Origin of the sequence: Pseudomonas nunensis, assembly GCF_024296925.1 — a bacterium.
Taxonomy (GTDB): domain Bacteria; phylum Pseudomonadota; class Gammaproteobacteria; order Pseudomonadales; family Pseudomonadaceae; genus Aquipseudomonas; species Aquipseudomonas nunensis.
This window is the reverse complement of the sequence record NZ_CP101125.1, coordinates 1,397,876-1,421,000: the sequence shown is the minus strand read 5'-3', so window position 1 is coordinate 1,421,000 and position 23,125 is coordinate 1,397,876. Positions and strand designations below refer to the sequence as shown.

The 23,125-nt window shown below is 61.4% G+C and carries 23 protein-coding genes; 14 read left to right on the top strand and 9 right to left on the bottom strand.

From position 1 onward, the window contains the following. Positions 1 to 91: 91 nt before the first annotated feature. Both NK667_RS06325 and NK667_RS06320 read left to right on the top strand, forming a co-directional pair. Positions 92 to 598 carry a sigma-70 family RNA polymerase sigma factor gene (locus tag NK667_RS06325; RefSeq protein ID WP_054614089.1) on the top strand — a complete coding sequence of 169 codons (507 nt, stop codon included), beginning with the start codon at positions 92 to 94 and terminating at the stop codon, positions 596 to 598. Then, positions 595 to 1,347, top strand: coding sequence for an anti-sigma factor family protein (locus NK667_RS06320; protein ID WP_054614088.1), 753 nt, complete (start codon positions 595 to 597; stop codon positions 1,345 to 1,347). The genes NK667_RS06325 and NK667_RS06320 overlap by 4 nt, the downstream gene beginning before the upstream one ends. A gap of 122 nt (positions 1,348 to 1,469) precedes the next feature. Here the strand turns inward: NK667_RS06320 and NK667_RS06315 are convergent, their stop codons facing one another. Further along, the gene (locus NK667_RS06315; RefSeq protein WP_054614087.1) at positions 1,470 to 2,306 is read right to left on the bottom strand and encodes an IclR family transcriptional regulator; all 837 of its coding nucleotides are present in this window, start codon (positions 2,304 to 2,306) and stop codon (positions 1,470 to 1,472) included. 244 nt (positions 2,307 to 2,550) lie between these two features. Here NK667_RS06315 and NK667_RS06310 point away from each other — a divergent pair, with 244 nt between their 5' ends. The 9 genes from NK667_RS06310 (at position 2,551) to NK667_RS06270 (ending at position 11,032) form a co-directional block, all read left to right on the top strand. After that, positions 2,551 to 3,570, top strand: a complete 1,020-nt coding sequence (locus NK667_RS06310) for an ABC transporter ATP-binding protein (protein ID WP_054614086.1) — start codon at positions 2,551 to 2,553, stop codon at positions 3,568 to 3,570. Then, positions 3,567 to 4,436: an ABC transporter permease gene (locus tag NK667_RS06305; protein ID WP_054614085.1), complete on the top strand. Its 870-nt coding sequence runs from the start codon at positions 3,567 to 3,569 to the stop codon at positions 4,434 to 4,436. The genes NK667_RS06310 and NK667_RS06305 overlap by 4 nt, the downstream gene beginning before the upstream one ends. A 6-nt stretch (positions 4,437 to 4,442) precedes the next feature. After that, positions 4,443 to 5,237, top strand: coding sequence for an ABC transporter permease (locus tag NK667_RS06300; protein ID WP_054053788.1), 795 nt, complete (start codon positions 4,443 to 4,445; stop codon positions 5,235 to 5,237). A gap of 7 nt (positions 5,238 to 5,244) precedes the next feature. Then, on the top strand, positions 5,245 to 5,535 hold the full coding sequence (locus NK667_RS06295) for a (2Fe-2S)-binding protein (RefSeq protein WP_054053789.1): 291 nt from the start codon (positions 5,245 to 5,247) through the stop codon (positions 5,533 to 5,535). Next, the gene (locus tag NK667_RS06290) at positions 5,532 to 6,194 is read left to right on the top strand and encodes a hypothetical protein (protein ID WP_054614084.1); all 663 of its coding nucleotides are present in this window, start codon (positions 5,532 to 5,534) and stop codon (positions 6,192 to 6,194) included. Before NK667_RS06295 ends, NK667_RS06290 begins: the two co-directional genes overlap by 4 nt. Continuing rightward, a complete protein-coding gene (locus NK667_RS06285; protein WP_054614083.1) occupies positions 6,191 to 7,546 on the top strand; it encodes an FAD/NAD(P)-dependent oxidoreductase in 1,356 nt (451 codons plus the stop codon). The genes NK667_RS06290 and NK667_RS06285 overlap by 4 nt, the downstream gene beginning before the upstream one ends. Continuing rightward, positions 7,543 to 8,658, top strand: coding sequence for an NAD(P)/FAD-dependent oxidoreductase (locus NK667_RS06280; protein WP_054614082.1), 1,116 nt, complete (start codon positions 7,543 to 7,545; stop codon positions 8,656 to 8,658). Before NK667_RS06285 ends, NK667_RS06280 begins: the two co-directional genes overlap by 4 nt. Before the next feature lie 18 nt (positions 8,659 to 8,676). After that, complete coding sequence (locus NK667_RS06275) at positions 8,677 to 9,723, top strand: ABC transporter substrate-binding protein (protein ID WP_054614081.1); 1,047 nt, start codon at positions 8,677 to 8,679, stop codon at positions 9,721 to 9,723. Between the two features lie 130 nt (positions 9,724 to 9,853). Beyond that, entirely contained in the window at positions 9,854 to 11,032 is a 1,179-nt protein-coding gene (locus tag NK667_RS06270) for an integrase core domain-containing protein (protein WP_054055318.1), read from the top strand. 108 nt (positions 11,033 to 11,140) lie between these two features. On the opposite strand, the gene NK667_RS06265 is transcribed toward NK667_RS06270, so the two are convergent. The 7 genes from NK667_RS06265 to NK667_RS06235 all read right to left on the bottom strand — a co-directional run bounded on the left by NK667_RS06265 (position 11,141) and on the right by NK667_RS06235 (position 17,652). Beyond that, positions 11,141 to 12,103, bottom strand: a complete 963-nt coding sequence (locus tag NK667_RS06265) for a Csu type fimbrial protein (protein ID WP_054617239.1) — start codon at positions 12,101 to 12,103, stop codon at positions 11,141 to 11,143. Then, positions 12,100 to 14,457 carry a fimbria/pilus outer membrane usher protein gene (locus tag NK667_RS06260; RefSeq protein ID WP_054617240.1) on the bottom strand — a complete coding sequence of 786 codons (2,358 nt, stop codon included), beginning with the start codon at positions 14,455 to 14,457 and terminating at the stop codon, positions 12,100 to 12,102. The genes NK667_RS06265 and NK667_RS06260 overlap by 4 nt, the downstream gene beginning before the upstream one ends. Before the next feature lie 206 nt (positions 14,458 to 14,663). After that, positions 14,664 to 15,413 carry a fimbrial biogenesis chaperone gene (locus NK667_RS06255; RefSeq protein ID WP_236708666.1) on the bottom strand — a complete coding sequence of 250 codons (750 nt, stop codon included), beginning with the start codon at positions 15,411 to 15,413 and terminating at the stop codon, positions 14,664 to 14,666. Between the two features lie 51 nt (positions 15,414 to 15,464). Beyond that, a complete protein-coding gene (locus NK667_RS06250) occupies positions 15,465 to 15,965 on the bottom strand; it encodes a Csu type fimbrial protein (RefSeq protein WP_054617242.1) in 501 nt (166 codons plus the stop codon). Between the two features lie 4 nt (positions 15,966 to 15,969). Continuing rightward, positions 15,970 to 16,506: a Csu type fimbrial protein gene (locus tag NK667_RS06245; RefSeq protein WP_054617243.1), complete on the bottom strand. Its 537-nt coding sequence runs from the start codon at positions 16,504 to 16,506 to the stop codon at positions 15,970 to 15,972. Between the two features lie 20 nt (positions 16,507 to 16,526). Further along, a complete protein-coding gene (locus tag NK667_RS06240; protein ID WP_054617244.1) occupies positions 16,527 to 17,051 on the bottom strand; it encodes a Csu type fimbrial protein in 525 nt (174 codons plus the stop codon). Positions 17,052 to 17,157: 106 nt separating this feature from the next. Further along, positions 17,158 to 17,652 (bottom strand): Csu type fimbrial protein, encoded by a 495-nt coding sequence (locus tag NK667_RS06235; RefSeq protein ID WP_283777303.1) that lies wholly within the window; start codon positions 17,650 to 17,652, stop codon positions 17,158 to 17,160. Between the two features lie 318 nt (positions 17,653 to 17,970). Between NK667_RS06235 and zapE the strand changes: the two genes are divergently transcribed. Both zapE and NK667_RS06225 read left to right on the top strand, forming a co-directional pair. Beyond that, on the top strand, positions 17,971 to 19,086 hold the full coding sequence (zapE, locus tag NK667_RS06230; protein WP_054617246.1) for a cell division protein ZapE: 1,116 nt from the start codon (positions 17,971 to 17,973) through the stop codon (positions 19,084 to 19,086). Between the two features lie 188 nt (positions 19,087 to 19,274). Continuing rightward, positions 19,275 to 20,588, top strand: coding sequence for a leucine-rich repeat-containing protein kinase family protein (locus NK667_RS06225; RefSeq protein ID WP_054617247.1), 1,314 nt, complete (start codon positions 19,275 to 19,277; stop codon positions 20,586 to 20,588). 148 nt (positions 20,589 to 20,736) lie between these two features. Here NK667_RS06225 and NK667_RS06220 read toward each other — a convergent pair whose 3' ends face one another. Continuing rightward, positions 20,737 to 21,444 (bottom strand): YebC/PmpR family DNA-binding transcriptional regulator, encoded by a 708-nt coding sequence (locus NK667_RS06220; protein ID WP_054053813.1) that lies wholly within the window; start codon positions 21,442 to 21,444, stop codon positions 20,737 to 20,739. A gap of 232 nt (positions 21,445 to 21,676) precedes the next feature. Here NK667_RS06220 and NK667_RS06215 point away from each other — a divergent pair, with 232 nt between their 5' ends. Beyond that, complete coding sequence (locus tag NK667_RS06215; RefSeq protein WP_054617248.1) at positions 21,677 to 23,071, top strand: type VI secretion system Vgr family protein; 1,395 nt, start codon at positions 21,677 to 21,679, stop codon at positions 23,069 to 23,071. Positions 23,072 to 23,125: the final 54 nt, after the last annotated feature.

Here is a 23,125-nt window from a genome sequence, read left to right as displayed (position 1 = left end):
CCATCACGCCGTATTTATTTTTATCGACGTGGAATAACCTCCAATCCCGGGCGTCTTCCTAGTCCACAGCGTAGTGACTAGTCAGAACTTCATGAACGATATCGACGAACAACTGAGAGAAATCATTCCCAGATTGCGCAGGTTCGCGGTGTCGTTGACGCGCAACCCCAGCAGCGCCGACGATCTGGTCCAGGCCAGCCTGGAGCGGGCGCTGTCGAGTTGGAGCGACAAACGTCCCGACGGCGACCTGCGCGCGTGGCTGTTTTCGATTCTGTATCGGCAGTTCCTCGACGCTCACCGGCGCTCCCGGCGCTATGCGCGGATGCTCGAATTTTTCACCGGCCGCGACGATGCGCACCCCTCGGCCGAGCGCAGCGTGATTGCCCAAACCACCCTGCAAGCCTTCGACCAACTCAACACCGAACAGCGCGCCTTGCTGCTGTGGGTGTCGGTGGAAGGCCTGACCTATAAAGAGGTCGCCGAGATTCTCGGCGTCCCGACTGGCACCGTGATGTCCCGCCTTTCCCGCGCCCGCCAGGCCTTGCGCGAACTCAGCGACGGCGAAATCAGCCGCCCTTCCCTGCGGAGACTCAAATGATCAGCATGCCCCCAAGCGAGCGTGACCTGCACGCCTACGTCGATCACCAGCTCAGCGATGCTGACCGACGTCTGGTGGAGACTTTTCTCGCGACTAACGCCGAGATTTCCGAGCAAGTGCGCGCCTGGCAACACGACGCCCAGCAACTGCGCGCGGCCCTCGGCGGTGCGCTGCAGCAACCGGTCAACCCGGAACTCGATCCGGCGTTGATTCGCCAGCGTCTCAAGCGCCAGTCCCGGCGACACCTGGCCAGCGCGGCGGTGTTGTTGATCGCGATTGGTATTGGCGGGATCAGTGGCTGGCAGGCGCGGGAGATGACCCTGGTCAGCACCCAGGCGCCGATGGCCGATGCGATGCAGGCCTACCGGCTGTTTGCCCAGCAAGGCATGTTGCCGGCGGACTACAAGGTCAGCGACAACGGCAACATTCAGGGCTGGCTCGACCGTTACTTCACCCAAGCCCATCGCTTGCCGGATCTGGCGAGTGCCGGGTTCAAACCGGTCAGCGGGCGCTTGCTCAGCACCGAGCAAGGGCCGGCGGCGATGGTGGTTTACGAGGATCAGGGCGGGCACAAGATCAGTTTCTATGTGCGGCCGCCGGGGCCAAAGAACTACCTGTTGCCACGGGGCAGTCGCAGTGATGGGGAGTTGCAGGCTGAGTATTGGTCGGGGGCCGGGTACAACTACGCGATGGTCAGCCCGAGCGATACGCCGGCGGCGCGGATGCTCAAGCAAACCGTGCAGTTCTGACCACAACACAAATCCCCATGTGGGAGCGGGCTTGCTCGCGAATGCGGTGTGTCAGTCGGCAACTATGTGTCTAACATACCGCATTCGCGAGCAAGCCCGCTCCCACAGGGGATTGGGTGGTGTCAGTTCTGGCCGAATACCTGCGAAGGCCGCCGCAGTAAAGGATCAAACGGATTAATCCGCGGCCCGATCAACGCCGCTTCACGCTTGAGCATTTCCACCACCGTCGGCAAGCGATCCGGCCCCAACCGATCACTCACAGTGGCCACGCTCAACGCCGCAACCGCGCGCCCGTCACGATCCAGAATCGGCACCGCCACCCCGGCCATGCCTTGCAACACGCCGGTATTGCGCCCGGCATACCCGAGCGCCCGCACGTTCTCGACTTCCGAGCGCAGGAACACTTCGTCATACAAATGGAAATCCTTGAGCCGCGGCAAGTTGTAGTGAATCACCGTGTCCCGCTCCTCTTGCGGCAGGAACGCCAAAATCGCCAGACTGCCCTGCCCCACACCCAACGCCACGCGCCCGCCAATGTCGCCGGTAAAAGTACGGATCGGAAACGGTCCTTCACTGCGATCCAGACAGATCGCATCAAACCCGCTGCGCGCCAGCAGAAACAACGAATCCCCCAACGAAGCCGACAACCGCAACAACGCCGGGCGCGCCAGTTCGCGAAGATTGCCGGTGTTGCCGGCACGCGCCGCCAGGGCGAAGAAATCCAGACTCAGGCGATAGCGTTTGCTGCGCGCGTCCTGCTCGACCATGCCCTCGTCCATCAGGCTGCGCAGCAAACGATGGGTCGTCGGTTGCGATAGACCGATGCGCTGGGCCAGTTGCGTCACGCGCTCGCCGCCCTCGACCGTATCACCGAGGCTGCGCAGCACCGCAAACAACCGGGAGACGGCGCCGACACCGACTTCATTTTTGTTTTCATTCCGCTCAGTGGAATCAGGCATGGGTTTTCTCAACTAAAAATTTACTCACTGAATGAAACTGAAAATAGTTATCGCTTCAGTGAAATAGGCCATTGAGCCCATCCTACTCTTCGCCCTACTCTGCGTCCATACAGGGGCGATTCGAACAACAGCGGCAGCCGACCCACGTCGAGCGCCAACGCACCCCGCATCATCCTTTCGTATCTGCCCATACAAAAAAGCGCGCCTTCTGGCCGCGCATAACAATCTCAGGTGGAGCGCAGCTATGGCATTCGTGCAACTTGAAAACCTCGGTAAACGCTACGGCGCAATCGACGCCGTCGTCGCCACCAACCTCTCGGTGGAGAAAGGCGAGTTCGTCTCCCTGCTCGGCCCTTCCGGTTGCGGCAAAACCACCACCCTGCAAATGATCGCCGGCTTCGTTGAAGTCAGCAGCGGACGCATCGTGCTCGACGGTCGCGACATCACCCACGCCAAACCCGCCAGCCGTGGCCTGGGCGTGGTGTTCCAGAGTTACGCGCTGTTCCCGCACATGAGCGTGCAGGACAACGTCGCCTTCGGCCTGCGGATGCGCAAAGTGCCCAACGCCGAATTGCAGCAACGAGTCGCGCGGGTATTGAAACTGGTGCGCCTCGACCAGCACGCCGAACGCTATCCAAGGGAACTGTCCGGCGGCCAGCGTCAGCGCGTTGCGTTGGCCCGGGCGCTAGTGATCGAGCCGCCGGTGCTGCTGCTCGACGAGCCACTGTCCAACCTCGACGCCAACCTGCGCGAAGAGATGCAATTCGAAATTCGCCGCATCCAGCGTGAAGTCGGGATCACCACGCTGATGGTCACCCACGACCAGTCCGAAGCGCTGTCCATCAGTGACCGCGTGGTGGTGATGCAGGCCGGGCGCATCACTCAGATCGACGCGCCCTACACCCTTTATGAGCACCCGCGCACCGAGTTTATTTCCGGGTTCGTCGGCAAGGCCAATCTGCTGCCCGGCGAGCGTGACAGTGCCGGCGTGGTTCAGGTGCGCAGCGGCGGCGAGCTGACCCTGAGCCTGCGCCCGGAAAAAATCGATCTGCGGGAAGTCGGCCAGGGTCGCTTGGCGGGGAACATCGTCAGCCGCTTCTTCCTCGGCAGCCAATGGCTGTATGGCGTCTCGACGACCCTGGGCGAACTCAGCGTAGTGCGCCGCAACGACGGCTCGGCACCGCTGGCCGAAGGCACGGCGGTGGGCCTGGACTGGGACGCGGCGCTGCTGCGGGTGCTGAGTGTCGATGAGGTGTCGGCATGAGTCTTCTCGCTTCGATCCGTCAGGGGCGCCAGGGCTATTTACTGTCGGCACCGGCGCTGGCGTTGTATGTGTGCCTGCTGGTGATTCCGTTGCTGCTGACGCTGGTGCTGTCATTCAACGTGTTCGACTACAGCTCGGGGATCAACGGCGGCGCCTACACCCTCGACCACTACAGCAGCCTATTGGGCGACCCGTACTTCTACGAGATCTTTCTGCGCACCTTCTGGATCAGCGGCCTGACCACCCTGTTGTGCGTGGTGATCGGTGTGCCCGAGGCCTACATCCTCAGTCGTATGGGCGCGCCGTGGCGTTCGATTTTCTTGATTTTGATCCTCACCCCGCTGCTGATTTCGGTGGTGGTGCGCGCCTTCGGCTGGAGCCTGTTGCTCGGCGCCGACGGCCTGGTCAACCAGACCCTGCAAGCTTTCGGTGGCTCGCCGATGAAGCTGCTCTACACGCCGTTCGCGGTGGTGATTGCGCTGGTCCACGTGATGCTGCCGTTCATGATCATTCCGGTCTGGACCTCGCTGCAAAAACTCGACCCGGCCGCCGAGCAAGCCGCGCTGTCCCTCGGTGCCAGTCATCTCACGGTGATGCGCAAAGTGGTGCTGCCGCAAATCATGCCCGGCGTGTTGTCCGGCACGTTGATCGTGTTCGGCCTCGCCGCCAGCTCCTTTGCGATCCCCGGTTTGCTCGGCGGACGTCGCCTGAAAATGGTCGCGACGCTGATCTACGACCAATACCTGTCGGAGCTGAACTGGCCGATGGGTGCGGCGATCGCCGTGGCCCTGCTGCTGCTCAACCTGCTGATCATGCTGTCGTGGAACCGGATGATCGAAGGCCGCTACAAGAAGTCATTGGGATAACTCGTCATGTCCAAGAACGGTCCTTTCGCCCTGCTGTTTCATGCCCTGGTGGTGCTGTTCATGCTCGCGCCGCTGGTGGTCGTGTGCCTGGTGGCGTTCACCCCGGAAAACACCTTGAGCCTGCCGACTACGAACTTTTCGTTGCGTTGGTTCCGTGCGGTTTTTGAACGCGCCGATTTCGTCGATGCGTTTTACAACAGCCTGATCCTGGCGTTCTGCGCCGCGACTTTGGCGACGCTGATTGCGGTGCCGGCGGCGCTGGCCATCACCCGTTATGAGTTTCCCGGACGCGGTTTTTTCAATGGCTTGTTCCTGTCGCCGATCATCATTCCGCACTTGGTGTTGGGGGTGGCGTTGCTGCGATTGTTTGCGCTGATGGGCGTGAATGGCAGCTTCGGCTGGCTGATCTTCGCTCACGTGCTGGTGATCACGCCGTATGTGTTGCGGCTGGTGCTGGCCTCGGCGATTGGCCTGGATCGCAGCGCTGAACATGCCGCGCAATCGTTGGGCGCCGGGCGTTTCACGCTGTTCAAGCAAATCACGTTGCCGATGATTTTGCCGGGGGTGGCGGGGGGTTGGTTGCTGGCGTTTATCAACAGTTTTGATGAGGTGACGTTGTCGATTTTCGTCACCTCGCCAGCCACGCAGACATTGCCGGTGCGGATGTACGTGTACGCCACCGAATCCATCGACCCAATGATGGCGGCGGTGTCGGCACTGGTGATCGGCCTGACGGCATTGACGATGATTCTGCTCGACCGGGTCTATGGCCTGGATCGGGTTCTGGTGGGCAAACAATGAGGGCGCCATGGCTCTGCTGAAACGACTGGCCGAAGGCGACCGCCCGGCCCTGGACTTCGTCCTCGACGGCCAACCGGCCACCGCCCTGCTCGGCGACACCGTGCTGACCGCCGTGTTGACCTGCAGCGACCACCTGCGCGGCAGCGACTTCAGCGCACAGCCACGGGCCGGTTTCTGCCTGATGGGCGCGTGCCAGGACTGCTGGGTACGCCTGGGCGACGGCCGCCGGGTACGCGCCTGCTCGACCCTGCTCGAACCCGGCCAACAGATCAACCGCGAACCGGGGCGCTCGATATGAACACCCAATCCACCTGTGGGAGCGAGCTTGCTCGCGAAAGCGGACTGTTAGTCGCCACCCATGTTGAATGTATCGCCGCCATCGCGAGCAAGCTCGCTCCCACAAGGGTTTTGCGTCGTTCACAAACATTGCAGCTCACCAAGATCAACTGTGGGAGCGGGCTTGCTCGCGAAGGCGTCATGTCAGTCGCCACACCTTTTGAATGTACCGCCCCCTTCGCGAGCAAGCCCGCTCCCACAGGGGTTTTGCGTCGGTCACAAACATTGCAGCCAACCAAAATCAACTGTGGGAGCGAGCTTGCTCGCGATAGCAATCTGTCAGCCACCATCCCTTTTGAATGTACCGCCCCCTTCGCGAGCAAGCCCGCTCCCACAGGGGGTTTGCGTCGTTCACAAATTTTGCAGACTACCAAAATCAACTGTGGGAGCGAGCTTGCTCGCGATAGCGAACTGTCAGCCTCCATCAATGTTGAATGTATCGCCGCCATCGCGAGCAAGCTCTCTCCCACAGGGGTTTTGCGTCGTTCACAAATTTTGCAGCTCACCGAGATCCACTGTGGGAGCGGGCTTGCTCGCGAAGGCATCGTGTCAGTCGCCACCTCTATCGAATGTGCCGCCGCTTTCGCGAGCAAGCCCGCTCCCACAGGGGGTTTTGTATGAATCCGGTGATTGTTGTGGGGGCTGGACCTGCCGGGATTCGTGCTGCGCAGACGCTGGTGGCGCATGGCGTGCGTCCGATTCTGCTGGACGAAGCTGCGCGCGGCGGTGGGCAGATTTATCGGCGGCAGCCGGCGAATTTCAAGCGTTCGGCGGTCAAGTTGTATGGCTTTGAAGCGCACAAGGCCGGGGCGATTCATCAAGCCATCGACGAGCTGCGCGAGCAGATCGACTATCGTCCCGACACCTTGGTGTGGAACGCCGAAACCGCTGCCCTCGACACCTTGCATGACGGCCGCGCCACGCGGCTGGAGTTCTCTCGGGTGATCGTCGCCACCGGTGCCACCGACCGGGTTCTGCCGGTGCCGGGCTGGACATTGCCGGGGGTCTACAGCCTCGGCGCCGCGCAGATTGCGCTGAAGTTCCAAGGCTGCGCGATCGGTGAACGGGTGGTGTTCGCCGGCAGCGGACCGTTGCTGTACCTCGTCGCCTATCAATACGCCAAGGCCGGCGCGAAGGTCGTGGCGGTGCTCGACAGCTCGCCCTTCAGTGCTCAGGCCCGCGCCCTGCCCGGCCTGCTCTCGCAACCGGCAACCCTCGCCAAAGGTCTCTATTACCGAAGCTGGCTGACCGCCCACGGCATCCCGGTGCATCAGGTCGCCAGCCTGCTTCAGGTCAACGGCGAACAGCGCGTGCAATCGCTGAACTGGCGCAACACCAAAGGCCAACAGCAAATCGACTGCGACGCCGTCGCCTTCGCCCACGGTTTGCGCAGCGAAACCCAACTCGCTGACCTGCTCGGCTGTGAATTTACCTGGAACCCGCTCAACCGTGCCTGGCTGCCGCAACGTGACAGCGCTGGTCGCAGCAGTGTCGCCGAGGTCTACCTGGCCGGCGACGGTGCCGGGATCATGGGTGCCGACGCCGCCGAAATGGCCGGCGAGCGCGCCGCGTTGGCCCTGCTCGAAGACAGCGGTTACCTGATCCCGCCAGAGCGCCCCGCCGCCCTTGAACACTCACTCGCACGGATCGGCACCTTCCGCACAGCCCTGGAGCAAGCCTTCGTCTTCCCCGAAAACTGGGCCGCCAACAGCGCCGACAACCTCATCGTCTGCCGCTGCGAGGAAGTGCAGGCCGGCGAGATCCGCCAGGTCGTGCGCGAAGGTCACTGGGAGATCAACCGGGTCAAGGCCCACTGCCGGGTCGGCATGGGTCGCTGCCAAGGCCGGATGTGTGGCGCCGCAGCAGCAGAAATCATCGCCTGCGAAAGCCAGCGACCGGTGTCGGAGATCGGTCGACTGCGCGCCCAGTCGCCGATCAAACCCCTGCCGTTTGGCCTGGAGGTCGAGCCATGATCGAAGTCGATGCAATCATCATTGGCGGCGGGATTGTCGGCGCCTCGGCGGCACTGTTTCTCAGTAAGGCTGGCCGCCGCGTGGCGTTGCTGGAACGGGACTTTTGCGGTTCCCACTCCAGCGGCGTGAACTACGGCGGCGTACGACGCCAAGGCCGGCCGTTGTCGCAACTGCCGCTGTCGCAACAGGCCCATGAACTGTGGGCCCAACTGCCGCAATTGATCGGCATCGATGGCGAATACCAGCGCAGCGGACACCTAAAACTGGCCCGCAGCCTCAACGACCTGCGCGCCTTGCAGGATTACGCCGCCAGCAGCCAGGGTTTCGGCCTCGACTTGCAGATCCTCGAACGTGACGAGTTGCGCGCACGGTTCCCATGGGTCGGTGATGTGGCAGCCGGCGCGTCGTTCTGCCCCGATGACGGTCACTCCAATCCGCGACTGGTATCGCCAGCGTTTGCCCAGACGGCGCGGCGACACGGCGCGCAAATTCATGAGCAATGCGCGGTCACCCAAGTCGAACACGACGGCCAGCGCTTTCACGTCAGTACCGCGAACGGCCTCAAACTCCGCGCGCCGTGGCTGCTGAATTGCGCCGGGGCCTGGGCCGGCAAACTGGCTGAACAATTTGGCGAAGCGGTGCCAATGCATGCCGGGCACCCGGCGATGCTGGTCACCGAACCGTTGCCGCTGGTGATGAACGCCAGCACCGGGGTCGAGGGCGGTGGCATCTATGCCCGCCAGGTCGCTCGCGGCAACTGCGTGCTCGGTGGTGGCCAGGGTTTCGCCCTCGACGACGCTCGCGCGCGGCCCGGCCAGAACGCGGTGCTGGAAATCCTCCGCCAAGCCGTCGAGCTCTATCCGTTTCTTGAAGGTGCCCAGGCGATTCGCACCTGGAGTGGCACCGAAGGTTATCTGCCCGACCGCCAACCGGTGATCGGGCACAGCGGCACCCAACCCGGTTTGTTGCACGGGTTTGGCTTTGCCGGCGCCGGTTTCCAGATCGGCCCGGCGGTGGGCCTGGCGCTCACCGAAATCATCTGCAGCGGCGCGTCAAAAACGTCGCTGGATGCGTTTTCCATCACCCGGTTTCACTCCATCTCCGTTGCTTGATAGAGGAAGGTCGCGCCAATGAATAACCTCAAACGTACTGCACTGCTCGGATTGTCCTGCATGGGCGCCCTGCTCACGGTCACCCAGGCCCAGGCCGAACCGACGCTTTACCTGGGCATGAACGGCGGGACCATGGAGCGGCTCTACGCCGACAAGGTGCTGCCGGTGTTCGAGAAAGCCAACAACGTCAAAGTCGTGATCGTGCCGGGGACTTCCGCCGACATCCTGGCCAAGGTCCAGGCCAGCAAGGGCAACCCGCAATTGCACGTGATGTTCCTCGACGACGGCATCATGTACCGCGCCATCTCCATGGGCCTGTGCGACAAACTCGCCGACAGCCCGACCCTGGCGCAAATCCCGGCCAAGGGCCGGATCAAGGATGAGGCCGTGGCGGTCAGCCTCGGCGTCACCGGGCTGGCGTACAACACGCGTCTGTTCAAGGAAAAAGGTTGGGCCGCGCCGACCTCGTGGATGGACCTCGCCGACCCGCGTTTCAAGGAAAAAGTGGTGTTCCAGTCGATGGCTTCCTCGACCTTCGGTTTGCACGGTTTCCTGATGTTCAACCGGATCCAGGGCGGCAGCGAAACCGACGTCGAACCGGGCTTCAAGGCTTGGCCGAACACCGTGGGGCGCAACGTTTTGGAGTACATCCCGAGCTCGGCGAAAATCTCCGAAATGCTGCAAACCGACGAAGCGGCGCTGTTCCCGCTGACCCCGACCCAGGTCACCGCGCTGAAACTCAAGGGCATGCCGGTGGAATATGCGCAGCCGAAAGAAGGCGCCGTGGTGCTCAACGTCGCCGAATGCGCGATCGCCAACAACACCCAACCGGAACTGGCGCAAAAACTCGCAGCGTTCCTGCTGACCCCGGATGCGCAAGCGGCTGCGCTTGAAGATGGCGACCAGATTCCGTCGAATCCCAACACCCCGACCACCGATAAAACCCGTGGCCAGGTTGAGGCTATGAAGAAGTACCTGGAGACGGCGATTGCGATTGATTGGGACCAGGTTAACGAACAGCGCCCGGCGTGGAATGCGCGGTGGAATCGGAGTATCGAGCGCTAGTTTCATTAGGCAAAACACCACAAAACCCTGTGGGAGCGGGCTTGCTCGGGTAGAAACCGGAGACATCCTTTACGTTTTAAACCGGAGACATCCTTTACAGGTGTGAAATACGGTCAGGAGGTGCCTGACCATGCCCTGGAATCGAGAGTCCCCGATGGATCAACGAATCAAACTCATAGGCGACTGGCTGCAAGGCAGCTACTCAAAAATCGAGCTGGCCCGTCACTACGGGCTCAGCCGGCCTACGTTGGACAAATGGCTTGCACGCTACGAGGCACATGGCGTTGATGGGTTAAAGGAGTTGTCACGGCGCCCGCATACGAGCCCCTTCAAAATCAGCGACGAGGTGCTTGAGTTGCTAATCGCGTACAAGCGCGAGCACCACAGTTGGGGGCCTGAGAAGCTGGTGCATAACCTCAGGATCGATCACCCAGAGTTGTCTTGGCCAGCTGTCAGCACGGCAGGCGAGTGGCTTAAACGAGCAGGCCTGGTGCAGAAACGCCGCTTTCTCAATCGTCCGCCAGCAGGGAAAAATCCGCTGCGCGATGCCACTGCGCCTAATCAGACATGGGCTGCGGACTTCAAAGGAGACTTCGCACTTCAGAACGGCCAACGTTGTTACCCACTGACCATTACCGATCATGTCAGCCGATTTTTATTGCTGTGCAGGGCTCAGAGTAGCGTTGCCGGTGCCCGCGAAGGATTTGACTGGGCATTTCGAGAGTTCGGTTTGCCTGACGTAATCCGCACAGATAATGGCTCCCCCTTTGCCTCCACCGGTATTTCACGCATATCCAGTCTGGCGGCGTGGTGGATACGACTAGGGATCTATCCGGAGAGAATCCAGCCGGGGCGCCCTGACCAGAATGGCCGTCATGAACGCATGCACCGAACGCTCAAGGCTGCATTGCTTCACGCACCGGAACGTAATCTGGTGGAGCAACAGTTGGCATTCGAACAGTTTCGACAGGAGTTCAATTTCGTAAGACCACACAAGGCTTTAGAGATGAAAGTTCCTGCGGCCCTCTACGAGCCATCTCAACGGCAGTACGACGGACACGTGCCCGAGGCCGTTTACGCTTCGGACATGACGATCCGCATGGTCAGGCAGAATGGGTCGATGAAATGGAAAGGTAAGATGATTTTCGTCAGTGAATCCCTGGCAGGTGAGGCGTTAGGGCTCAAGGAAGTGGACGATGATGTGTGGGATATTTACCTTTGTAACTACCTTTTAGGCAGGCTGAAAAGCGGCGAAACCCGCCTTTCAAGCCAGCAGAAACGTAAAGGACGTCCCCGGTTTCAATCGTAAAGGATGTGTCCGTTTCTACATCGCGAAGGCGTCGTGTCAGTCAACATTGATGCTGAATGACACACCGCTTTCGCGAGCAAGCCCGCTCCCACAAGGGATTGCGGATTATTAGAAGCCAACGTCGAGCACCACACTGTCCAGATAGGTTCCGGCGGGCGGTGTGGTCTGGTCGGTATAGATTTTTGCGTTGTAGTTGAAGACCTGACTGCCAGTCCCCAACCCATTCCCCGGATTCACCTCCGCATCCGAACTCGCCCGCCGCGCACTGCCCACACTGCCCCACCGCGTGGTACCCGCGCTTTTGAAAATGTCATACGCCAGATAATTTCCCCCGGAAATCATCCGCCGCCGCCCACCCACACTCACCGCCTGCTGACCATCGCTCAAGCCCACGGTGTAGGCGCTGCCCTTGGTGCACGCCAGATTGATCGTCTGCCCCGTAACCGGCGTAAACGCGCTGATTACCGGAGCGCTACCAAAGCTGATGTTCGGCGCGGTAATCGTGCAGTCGTTGGCCACCGTCAGGTTGACCGTCAACGTAGTGTTGCCGCTGTTGATATCGCGACCCAGGCACACGTTGCCAATGCCGATGCCCGAGCAATAATTCCAGCTCCAGGCGATGCTCAGGGTTTCCGTGTAGATCCCCGCCGCGACGTTGCTACCAATCGTCGTCCCCAGATAAATCGGCGCGGTCTTCGGCACCACGCTGCCGAGCAATCCCAGCGCATCGATAATGCCGTTGCGCGCAAAGTCGAACGCTACGCCTCGGGTCAGCGGGTAACTGGTGGAGTTGTTGGCGTACAGCGTGTAGCCGATGACATCGCCGGTCGGGCCGAGTAACCCGGCCTGCGTGGAAGTGACGGTGGCGTAGAAGTGATCGTTGGTGGTCAGCAACGACAGCAAGGAACCTGTGCAACTCAACCCGGCGTTGGTGGTGGAACTGGACTGCGACGTGGTGCGCACCGCAATCGAACTCAAAGAACCAAACGCCACCGGCGAGGTGCTGACCACCGAGCACAAGGCCCACACCGAGCCCGGCAGCCAGAGCGCCAGCCACAACATCCACTTCATTGGCACACCAACGGGCCGATCAGCGGAATCTGTTGCTGCTGCATATCCACGGCGAACTGCACCTGACAGGTGCCCCCGTCGGCCAGGGTCACCCGCAAATTGTTTTGCGCCTGAAGGTTTTCCAGGTACACCAACCCGTCCCAACCGACCACGGTTTGCGTGCCGCTCTGCTCATGCACGACGCCACTGCCCAAGGGCAATTCCTTCTGCTGCGCATCCACCAACACGATGCTCGCGGCGATCACCCGACTCAACGGAAACTCCAGCAGATAACCGCTGCCACGACGCACCGCGATGCGCTGTTCGACATTGGGGCTACGCACGTTGGCTGGCAGGTTCAGCGGATCGATTTCGTATTTTCCGCGGTAATACGCGCTGCTCCACGGTACGAGTAGATGGCCGTTGCGATCGGTCTGTCCGACCTGCTGGTTTTCGTAGCGCACCGGAATGTCCGCATAACCATCGGTGCTGACCACTACGAAGGCATCGTCGATACGGTTGGCGGCGAACACCTGACGGTCCATCCACACCAGCGAACCGCTGGCATCGGCCCAACGGGTTTCGGCCTCGCTGGTGCCGTAGACGCCGGCCTGCAATTGCACCGATTGCAGACGCCAGGTCAGGTCAGCCTGACGATAAGCCGGCCCATCGCCTTGGGCGTATCCAAGGTTGAAACCGAGCCCGCCTTCGGTGGGCACGGCGCGACTGTAATTGACCCGCTGCTGACTTTGCCCGGTTTTGCTGCGCTCGCTGCTGATGGCCAGGCTGCCCCGCAGGTCGAACGGAATCACCAATTGCGCCTGCACCGCCCAGTTGCTGTCACCGATCTCGCGGTTGCCCGACAGGTAGAAACTGGTGTTGCGCCACAGTGGTTTGCTCCAGGTCAGGTTGAGCAAACGCGTGCGCGAATCGTCCGCCGCGCGCACATCGAAATAGCCGACACCGAGGCTGCCCCAAGTATCGAGGTTGAGGCTCAGGGTCGCCTGTTCGCTGCGTTTGCTCAGGGTCGTGTAGGGGCTGTCGATTACTGTCAGGTCGGCGTATTGGTCACGCCGTTGCAAACGTTGATAAGAAAAGCTGTAGCGCTGGCTGCTGTACTGATAGCCGAGGCTCAATTGCTGGCCGCTTTCGCTATCGAACTGACTTTGGCTGAGGGCGGTGTTGAGCACGCCGAAATTGCCCAGGCGCAGATTGCCGCCCACACCGCCGAGGGTGAGCGAGTCCGAAGCTTCGGCGTGGCTTTCCAGGGTGAAGTTGTCGCTCACGCCGTAACGCAGACTGCCAGAGGTGACGCCCGGCCCGTAGCTGAAATCCTGGAGGCCGTAGTCGCGACGCAGCGTACCGGCGGCCACGGAAAAATCGCTCAAGCCTTTTTGCAGCAAACTGCTGGTGACGTAGAACGGCACCGTGGTCGAGACCTGCCGACCCAGGGCATCCGTGGTGACGACGACTGCTTCGCCAGCGCCGTTAATGAACGGAATATTGGTCAGCGTGTAGGGCCCGGGTTGCAGGTCGGCGCTGCTGGATTTGTAGCCGTTGATAAACAGGTCCACCGAGGATGGCACCGCCGCTTCCCCGGCGAATTGCGGCAGCGGATAGGTCACCAGATCCGGGCGTACACCGAAGTCCCGCGATAGCTGCACCCCGCCGAGTCGTACCGAACTGCTCCACGGCAACGCGCCACTGACCAGGTCGCCGGCCTCATAGGTCAGCAGTCGCTCGTCATCGGAAAAACGCCAGGTGGTGTCGTAGCGCAGGTAACCGTTGTTCAACGTGCTGACCGCATCACCCGACAAGGTGCGGCGGTATTGCCCGGTGTTGGACAGCGTGCCCCAACTGTCGAACAGCCGCACTTCGTTCCACGCCGCAAGGTAAGTGCCAGCATCGTCGGTGTCGTTGAGGTACAGGTCATAGTTGAGCAAGGCCCCGAAACTGCTGAGTGCCGGGGTGCGAGGATAGACCTCGCGGTTGCCGACGAACTGTTCCGGCAGCCAATCTGGCGGCACGTTGAGCAGCAGGCGTTGACCGGCACTGTCGTACTCGCTGTGCAGGCCCGACAGGCTGTCGAGGTCGACTTCGGCGCTGATGTTATCCGGCAGTTGCATGCCGCTGTCGCGCAGCGCCGTGGCCGGCAGGAAGAACCTCCCGCCCCGCTGCTCCACCGCGACGACTCGTCCGGTATTCATCTGATTGACCACCAACTCCAGAAACAACTGTGCATCGGCCACGGCCTCCATGCCGCTGGGCGGCGGCGGTAAATCGCCGGCCTCGGTGCGCGGGACGATCATCAGCCAGCATGCGCAGGTCGCAGCCCACAACGGACACTGGAAACTGCGAGCCCAACCCTGGCTCATTCGCGCTTTTTGTCCGTCAATGGACCGTGCCCTCCTAAATCCATTTGCAGTGCCTGGTAGCAGCTGTCGAGCAACGCGAGGCAGCGTTCGGCGGCGAAGCCGTCGTAAACCCTGCAAACACGGTCTACCTGAGACACCGCACAGACTGATTTCACGACGGCTTCGCCGCCGAACGCTGCCTCGCGTTGCTCGACAGCTGCTACGGGTCAGCGTGCTGGAGAAACGCTTTGCAGTTGCGCCGCGCCGTTGACCCGCACCTGCAACGCCGATTCCCCGGCAATCGCCCCCGGCGCTGGCCAGCGCATGACCGCCCCCGGCAGCACATAACCGAGCAACCCTTCCACCAACGGTTTGCTCTGCCCGCCCTGCTTCAATGCAACATCGGTCAACCGCGCATGCACCGCGCCCTGGTTGCGCACTTCCACGTACGAGCGACCGTCCACCGCCACGCTGCGCCAACTCAGGTCCGGTACGCCCACGCCTTTGGGATCGCGTTTGCGGGTCGCGTCTTCCTTGCTCCACAGCCCGGCCCCGTAGGCAAATAGCGGCACTGAATAACGCATCTGAAAACGGATCGCCGCCGCGGTCTTGCCGTCTTCAGCCGCGGGCGGTGTTGCAGAGGGAATTTCATCGATGATGATGCGGTAGGCCAGTTCCTGCCCCGGCGGGATCTCCCGGGTGCGGGTCAGGCGCACCAGTTGTTTCTGGCCCGGTTCGATCTTCGCCACCGGCGGACTGCCGATCACGTCGCGCTGGTTCTGGTACTGGTCGCCGAAACCACTCTGGCTCCACGCGAACACCCGCACCTGCAAATTGGCCGTCTCGCTGCCACGGTTTTCCAGCCACAAGGCACTGGCCTGTTGATCGGCCTCCAGCACCGGATCGATCGGCCAGATCAGCACCGAACTGGCGGCCTGTACTTTGGCCACCCCGAGAAACACAAGCGCCAACCCCATGCTGCGCAAGACCTGCGACCCCATTTGCCCGCTCCTTTTCAAAACCGCGCATTACCACGACAACTGCACCTGCAGCACATCGCTGTACGTCCCCCCAGGCTGATTGCCTGGTAACTGCACCTGACCGTAAATCGGCAGGCTGATGTTGTTCGCATCGGTGTAGGCCACCGCCACGCTCTGGCCGATACCGAGGCTCTGGCTGAACGCAGCATCGCGAAACAGCGCATACGCCACCCGGTTACCGCCGGTGCTGCGCTGCATGTGCCGGCCGCTGCTGTTGTACTGGCCGCCATCGACGCTCATGTTCAGCGTCACCCCCGGCGTGCATTGCAACTGCACGCCACCGGTCAACGCCACCTGCACCGTATTGGTGGACAGGGCCGAGCGACTGCCGAAATTCAGGCCGCCGTAGTTCGACACCCCGCCCACCACCAGGCAGCCGGCCGTCACCGTGGCGCTGACCTGGAAGCTCTGGCTGGTCACCGCTGCCAGCGGCAACGGCACGCTGCTCGCACAGAGCAGGACCAGCGCCGCCCATCCATGGCGGGGCATGACCTTAGAACGTCAGTTCGACGGCGACGGTGTCGGTGTAGGTCCCGGCCGGCAATCCGGCTTTGCCCACGGCCTTGCCGTAGATATTCACGGTCTGCGCCACACCGGTACTGGCAGCGAGGTTGATCACCCCGTCGATGGCCAGGATCTGCGAATGACCGGCGTCGGTGTACAAGTCGTAAGGCACGAAGTTGCCGCTGCCATCGGCCAGGGCACGGGCACCTCCGGGAGACTGTCCGTCATGGCTGCCGGCCCGGACTTTCACCGCTGGCGTGGTGCCGCTGGAACACAGAATCGACAGCGCCCCGCCTCCGCCACCCAACACTTGGGCGTCGGCCTCGGTGAACAGGCTGTTGGCCGTGCCGAAGTTCAAGGCACCGAAGTTCAGGCCGCTGGACCCGCCGGCTCCGTTGACCTGACAGCTGCTGATCAGGGTCAGGCTGGAGGTGATCTGGCCGGTGACCGTGGTGGCCGCAACGGCGCTGGATGCCAGCGTCAGGCCGAGCAATGACAAACCTATCCTTGATACGAGCATGTGCATGGTGTCCGTCCTCTACGGGTTTACCAATCGAGCGTCACCGTGAGGGTGTCGGTATAGACACCGGCCGGTACCGCGCGGGTATTCGCCACCACCGCGCCAAACACCGGGATCGGTATCTGGCCGGTGCTGGTGACAGCGAAATTGTGTTGTTGGCCGATGCTGTAGCTCTGGCTGCCGGAGGCATCGAGGAACAAGTGATAGGAGAGGGTCTGGCTGCCGTTGCTCAGGCGCCGAGTGGTGCCGTCGCCATGGGCGCCGCCGTCAATGGTGACGGTGAACCCGGTGACCGAGGGGTTGCAGGCGACGTTGAGTTTGCCCGCCGTGTTGTCGTTGAGGCTGGCTTTGATCGGGTTGGTCCAGGTCGGGCCCTGCTGGCCGAAATCCAGGCTGCCGACATCACTGACCGGGCTGACGCCATTGGTCACTTCACACCCGGCGATGAGGGTCAGCCGCGCATTGATCTGCCCGCTGACCGCCGCTTGGGCGTCTTCGGCGAGCAATAGCAGTGCGCCCACGGTGATAACCATCCAGTGTCTGCTTGTCATCGTGCCAATCCCAATTCCCTCAGGACTCCGAAACCCGGACGCTCAACGAGGAGCGTCCCCTTCCCTGCGCCACCCGAATCCGTCGGGGGCAGTTACACAGTTGCTGCTACCAGGTGACCGTTACTTTCACCAGGTCTGAATAACGGCTGACACGGGGAATCTCCGCCAGTCGTTCGATACGGGCATACAAGGGTAAATCCACGGAACCGCTGTCCGGCACGCGGCCGCTGATCGGGACGTTCACCGCCAGCGGGATCAACCGCGCGGGGTCCTGATAGAGCCGATAAGGAATGGGTTTGCTGTGTTCGGCGGAACCCGCCATGTAGCGCACATCGCCGACGCCACCGTGCTGGCCGCCATCGACGCGTAATTGATAAGGGGTGTCGGGATTGCATTCCAGGCGCGGCAGGCGTTCGCTCATCAGCGCTGCACTCAACGGGCCGCCGGGATCATCCAGCCGCGCGGTGCTGCCAAAATCCAGCACGCCCAGTTGCTCGACGCCGGCACTGCGTTGTTGCCCGACCAATTGGCAGCCACGCTGCACATCGACGCGCACTTGCACCTGAAGTTCTGCGGCCCATGCCTGCGTGACGAGCATCATGCCCAGGATTGCCAAAAACCAACGTCCGTTCACGGCCCCGTTCCTTGTGAGGAGTGACTCCTGAAAATCAGGGTAGCAACGCAACGGGATTTCGCCAGTTTGCCGGGCGGATTGGATCCATCAAAAAACAGGGTATTTGTATCGATTTGTTAGAAAAACGCCGAAACACCACCGGCAAATAAGCTGTACACACCGCAGAATCCTGTCTCACTGCGCCACCTGCATGCCAACACAAGTGGTAGGGCGATTCCCCATCTGGTTACACTACGCCGCCGCAGCTCGGTGAGCCGACCTGAAGAACCCGGGGGTGACAATATCGTGGCCATTCGACCGCCAATCCGTTCGCGACTCACACCGCGCTGGCCCGCATTGCGCCGGTTGTTCGGCAAGGCTGTTGCGCTCCCGGCCAGCCATCGCGTCATCCACGATTACTTCCAGCACAAGGCGCTCGCTCAGGGCTACACCCTAAGCCACAGCCAGCAGCGGGTGATCGACTGCATGGCCCAGCATGCGACGACGCTGTTGGGAACGTCGGCGAAAACCCTGCCCGGCCTGTACCTGCACGGGGCTGTCGGGCGCGGCAAGAGTTGGCTGCTGGACGGTTTTTTCCAGGCCATCCCCCTCGCGCAAAAACAGCGCCTGCACTTTCATGAATTTTTTTTGCTGTTGCATCAGGGCATGTTCAAGTATCGCGAGCAGCCTGATGCGCTGGCGACGACGCTGGATGAGCTGCTGCAGGATTGCCGGGTGTTGTGCTTCGACGAGTTTCACGTCCACGACATCGGCGATGCGATGTTGATCACACGTCTGTTCAAAGCCCTGTTCCGCCGGGGCATCCTGCTGCTGGTCACCTCCAATTACCCACCGGAAGGCTTGCTGCCCAACCCGCTCTACCACGCGCGTTTCAAACCGGTGATCGACCTGATCAACACGCGCATGCAAGTCATGGAAGTCGGCGGCCCGCATGACTATAGAAGCCAGGCGCGAAGCCATAACCATCAGATGTTTACCCAAGGCCAATACGTCTGGCCAGCGACCAGCCTTCAACGTCAGGCGTTGAACCTGCCTGAACGCGCTGCCCCCATCGCATTGCCCGTCGGCACCCGGCATCTGCCAGCGCGCTTCTGCGAAGGACGCACCGTCGGTTTTACCTTCAGCGACTTGTGCGATCACCCCACGGCGGTGATGGATTACCTGGAACTGTGCCGGCGCTTCGATCACTGGATTATTGATGAATTGCCGAGCCTGGCCGGTTGTTCGATTGCGGCGCAGCAGCGATTTATCAACCTGATCGACGTTTTGTACGATCAGGACAAGCATCTGGTGTTGCTGGGGCAGAATTCGTTGCGCGAAACCCTGGGCGGGGATGCCATTGATCTGGCGCGGACGCGGAGTCGGCTGGGGCAGTTGGTGGAAGTTCGGGAATCGGTTTGACCGATAGTCTTTCGGGGCGGCTGCCGGCCTCTTCGCGAGCAAGCCCGCTCCCACATTTGGATTGCGTTCCCCCTGTGGGAGCGGGCTTGCTCGCGAAGGCGGCCTGACCGACACCACAACTTCCCGCTATCATGCAGCCCATTCTCAGGACCCCGCGTCCTTCTCCCCGATCAATAGCGAACCCGTTCATGAATACCCTTGCACAACTGCGGGCCGGCGAGCTGGCAGGCATCACTCGGCTGGACCTGGCCTGCGGCCTCACGGAGTTTCCCCGTGAAATCTTCGACCTGGCGGATTCGCTGGAGATTCTCAACCTCAGCGGCAATGCCCTGAGCAGCCTGCCGGACGATCTGCACCGCCTGACCCGTTTGCGCATTGTGTTCTGCTCGGACAATCAGTTCACCGAGCTACCCGCCTGCCTGGGCCAATGCGCGGCGTTGAGCATGATCGGCTTTCGCGCCAACCGCATCGAACGGGTGCCAGGCGCCGCCCTGCCGCCGCTATTGCGCTGGCTGATCCTGACCGACAACTGCATCAGCGAACTGCCGACCGAGTTGGGTGAGCGACCGCTGATGCAAAAATTGATGCTGTCCGGCAATCAGTTGCAGCACTTGCCCGAGAGCCTGAAGCAGCTCCATCGGCTGGAGCTGCTGCGTCTCTCGGCCAACCGTTTTACCGAACTGCCCGAGTGGCTGCTGGCTCTGCCGGCGCTGACCTGGCTGGCCTACGCCGGTAACCCGCTGGAAACCGAAGCCGATGCCACCGCCCTCGATGCCACACCGAGCATCCCGTGGTCAGCGCTGCATCTGGAACAAAAACTTGGCGAAGGCGCTTCCGGCGTGATCCATCGCGCCACTTGGGAACGTACGCAGCAGCCGGCCACCCAAGTCGCGGTGAAGCTCTATAAAGGCGAGATGACCAGCGATGGTTCACCACTGCATGAAATGAACGCGTGCATCACTGCCGGGCTGCATCCCAATCTGATCCGCGTCGAAGGGCGCATCGTCGAACATCCGCAAGCCCAGGCCGGACTCGTGATGCAACTGATCGACCCGAGCTATCGCAACCTCGCCGGGCTGCCGAGCCTGGATTCCTGCAGCCGTGACGTCTACGCCGAGGACACCCGTTTCACCGCCGCCGTGGCTCTGCGCATGGCCCGTGGCATTGCGTCAGCGGCCGAGCATTTGCACCAGCAAGGCATCACCCATGGCGACCTCTACGCCCACAATATTTTGTGGAACGAGCACGGGGATTGTTTGCTGGGCGACTTTGGCGGGGCGTCGTTTCATGCCACGACGGATACGGTTGAAACCCGTGCGTTGCAACGCATTGAAGTCAGGGCGTTCGGGGTGTTGTTGGGGGAATTGCTGGAGCGGATTGAATCGGGGTTGAGCGATGCGGATCGGGTGGCGCTGGAGGATCTGCAGCGGCGTTGCTGTCAGGCTGATGTGCTGGCGCGGCCCGGTTTCAGCGAAATTGTGCGGGAACTGAATAACCGGTGACCGCTGCGCGGTCATTCGCGAGCAAGCCCGCTCCCACAGGGGATTTGTATTGGTCACACATATTGTGTACGACACAAATCCCCTGTGGGAGCGGGCTTGCTCGCGAAGACGGCCTGTCAAACAACAAAGCCGTCAAAGTTGCAAATGCTTAACCCGCCAACCCGACAAACATGTCCTGCACGTCATCATGGTTATCGAGGCCTTCCAGGAACGCTTCGACTTCAGCCATTTGCTCATCGCTCAACCCGCTGACCGGGTTCTTCGGCTGGTAGCCCAATTTAGCCGACAACACGGTAAAACCTTGCTCTGGCAAAGCTTTCTGTACCGCGTCGAGGTCCGTTGGTTCGGTCAGGAACAGGGTCGTGCCCTCTTCTTCCCCTGGCTCGAAATCCTGGGCGCCGGCTTCGATGGCGGCCATTTCCGGGTCGGCGTCAGGGCTGTCCGCGGACGCCTCGATCATGCCGACGTGGTTGAAGTCCCAGGCCACCGAACCGGAAGCGCCCAATTGGCCCTTGCGGAAGGCCACGCGAATTTCCGCCACGGTGCGGTTGATGTTGTCGGTCACGCATTCAACGATCAGCGGCACCTGGTGCGGGGCGAAGCCTTCGTAGGTCACGCGATGGTATTGCACGGTTTCGCCCAACAGGCCCGCGCCTTTCTTGATCGCGCGATCCAGGGTTTCCTTGGGCATCGAGGCTTTCTTGGCTTGCTCGACCACCAGACGCAGGTGTGCGTTAGTGGCGGTATCGGCGCCGTTACGCGCAGCAATGGTGATTTCTTTCACCAGTTTGCCGAAGATCTTGCCCTTGGCGTTGGATGCCGCTTCTTTGTGTTTAACCTTCCACTGTGCGCCCATTACTCACTCTCTTGATCTGTGGCGCCGAGACATCTATTGGCCGACGCATGGCGCCAAGTTTATACGGCCTAAAGTTGGCAATCGACCAAAAAATCCATCCTGTTTACCGACGTGACGTCGACTTCTTCAACAGAGCTCGTAGGGCGATTCTGAAAAGTGTGTTTGCGCTGACTATTCAGGGCTGTGGTTCCGTACCCTCAGCGCCTCGTATTTAACGGCAGAAGCGCACTCGATGCACAACGACAAGGAAAGTCCCTTTACCCTGACCCTGGTCGAAGCTGATTTGAGTTTGCAGGTGCTGCAGTTCAGTGGCCGTGAGGGCCTTAACCAGCCCTATCGATTCGAGATCAAAGTCATCGGCCTGGCGCCGGCCATGAACCTCGAGCGGCTGCTGCAACAACCCGCCTTTCTGAGCCTGGGCGACGACCAGGGCTTTCACGGCATTCTCCACAGCGCCAGTCGCGAGCATCGCGGTCTGCACCGGATCGGCTACCGACTGGAACTGGTGCCGCATCTGCAAAACCTCGAACAACAATCTGCCCGCCGGGTGTTTCATCGCCTCAGCGTGCCGGCGATCCTGCGGCAATTATTTGAGGAACACGCCCTGCCCGAACACAGCTACCGTTTTGAACTGGCCACCGGGCACTATCCGGTCCGGCCCTTTTGCATTCAGTACGAAGAAAGCGACCTGGCCCTGTTGCATCGGCTCTGCGAAGAAGAAGGCATCCACTATCACTTCGAACATCGCCGCGACGGGCATGTGCTGGTGCTGGCCGATGACAGTTTGAGCTTCCCGCAGGAGCCGGTGCTGACGCCCTTCCATGACAATCCCCTCGACGAACCGGCGTTTGCGGCGATCCACGAACTGTTCCAGCGCCATGATTCTCCGCAGATCCTCCCGCAAACTCAGGCCCAGGACAGAAGCTCAGCCGCTGCCAGTTTTGGCGCAGCGAATCATCCGCTGACCGACAAACCGGCAAGCAACACCCGACTCGCGACCGGGCCATTGCACCGCGATCAACGCAGTCGTCGATCCCTGGAGCGGCTGCGTTGCCAGCATCGGCAGGTCCACGGCCAAAGCGACCAACCCGGTTTGCTCAGCGGACGGATCGTGCAGGTGGAGCACCACCCGGTGTCGAGTTTCAACGATCAATGGCTGCTTACCGAAATACAGCATCAGGGACAGCAACCCTCGATCCTTGCGGATGAGCCGTTTGAATCGTTTAGCTATGGCAACCGGTTCAGCGCGATTCCCTGGTCAACCGTATTCCGACCCGCGCTCAAGCAACCCAGGCCGAGCATCCCCGGCTATCAACTCGCGCGGGTGCTGGGCGAGCCGGGGCAGGCGGCGATGCTCGATAAACTGGGCCGGATCCAGGTCAGCCTGTGGCCGGGCTCAGATGCGCACGACGCTGACGGTATCTGGCTGCCCGTGGCCGTGGCCGCGTCCGGGTTGCCCACGGCCGGCAGTGAGGTGTTCATCAGTTTTCTCGACAGCGACCCGGATCGTCCGGTTATTTGTGCTGTTTCAAACATTCAAAACTCACCACCGGCGCATTCGCCAACACCACGCGGCGATACACGCCTGTTGTTTGATTGGCTGGTCAATCGCCCTGATACGCCCTGACCCGATTGATCAAACACCAAACCACTGTGGCGAGGGAGCTTGCTCCCGCTGGGC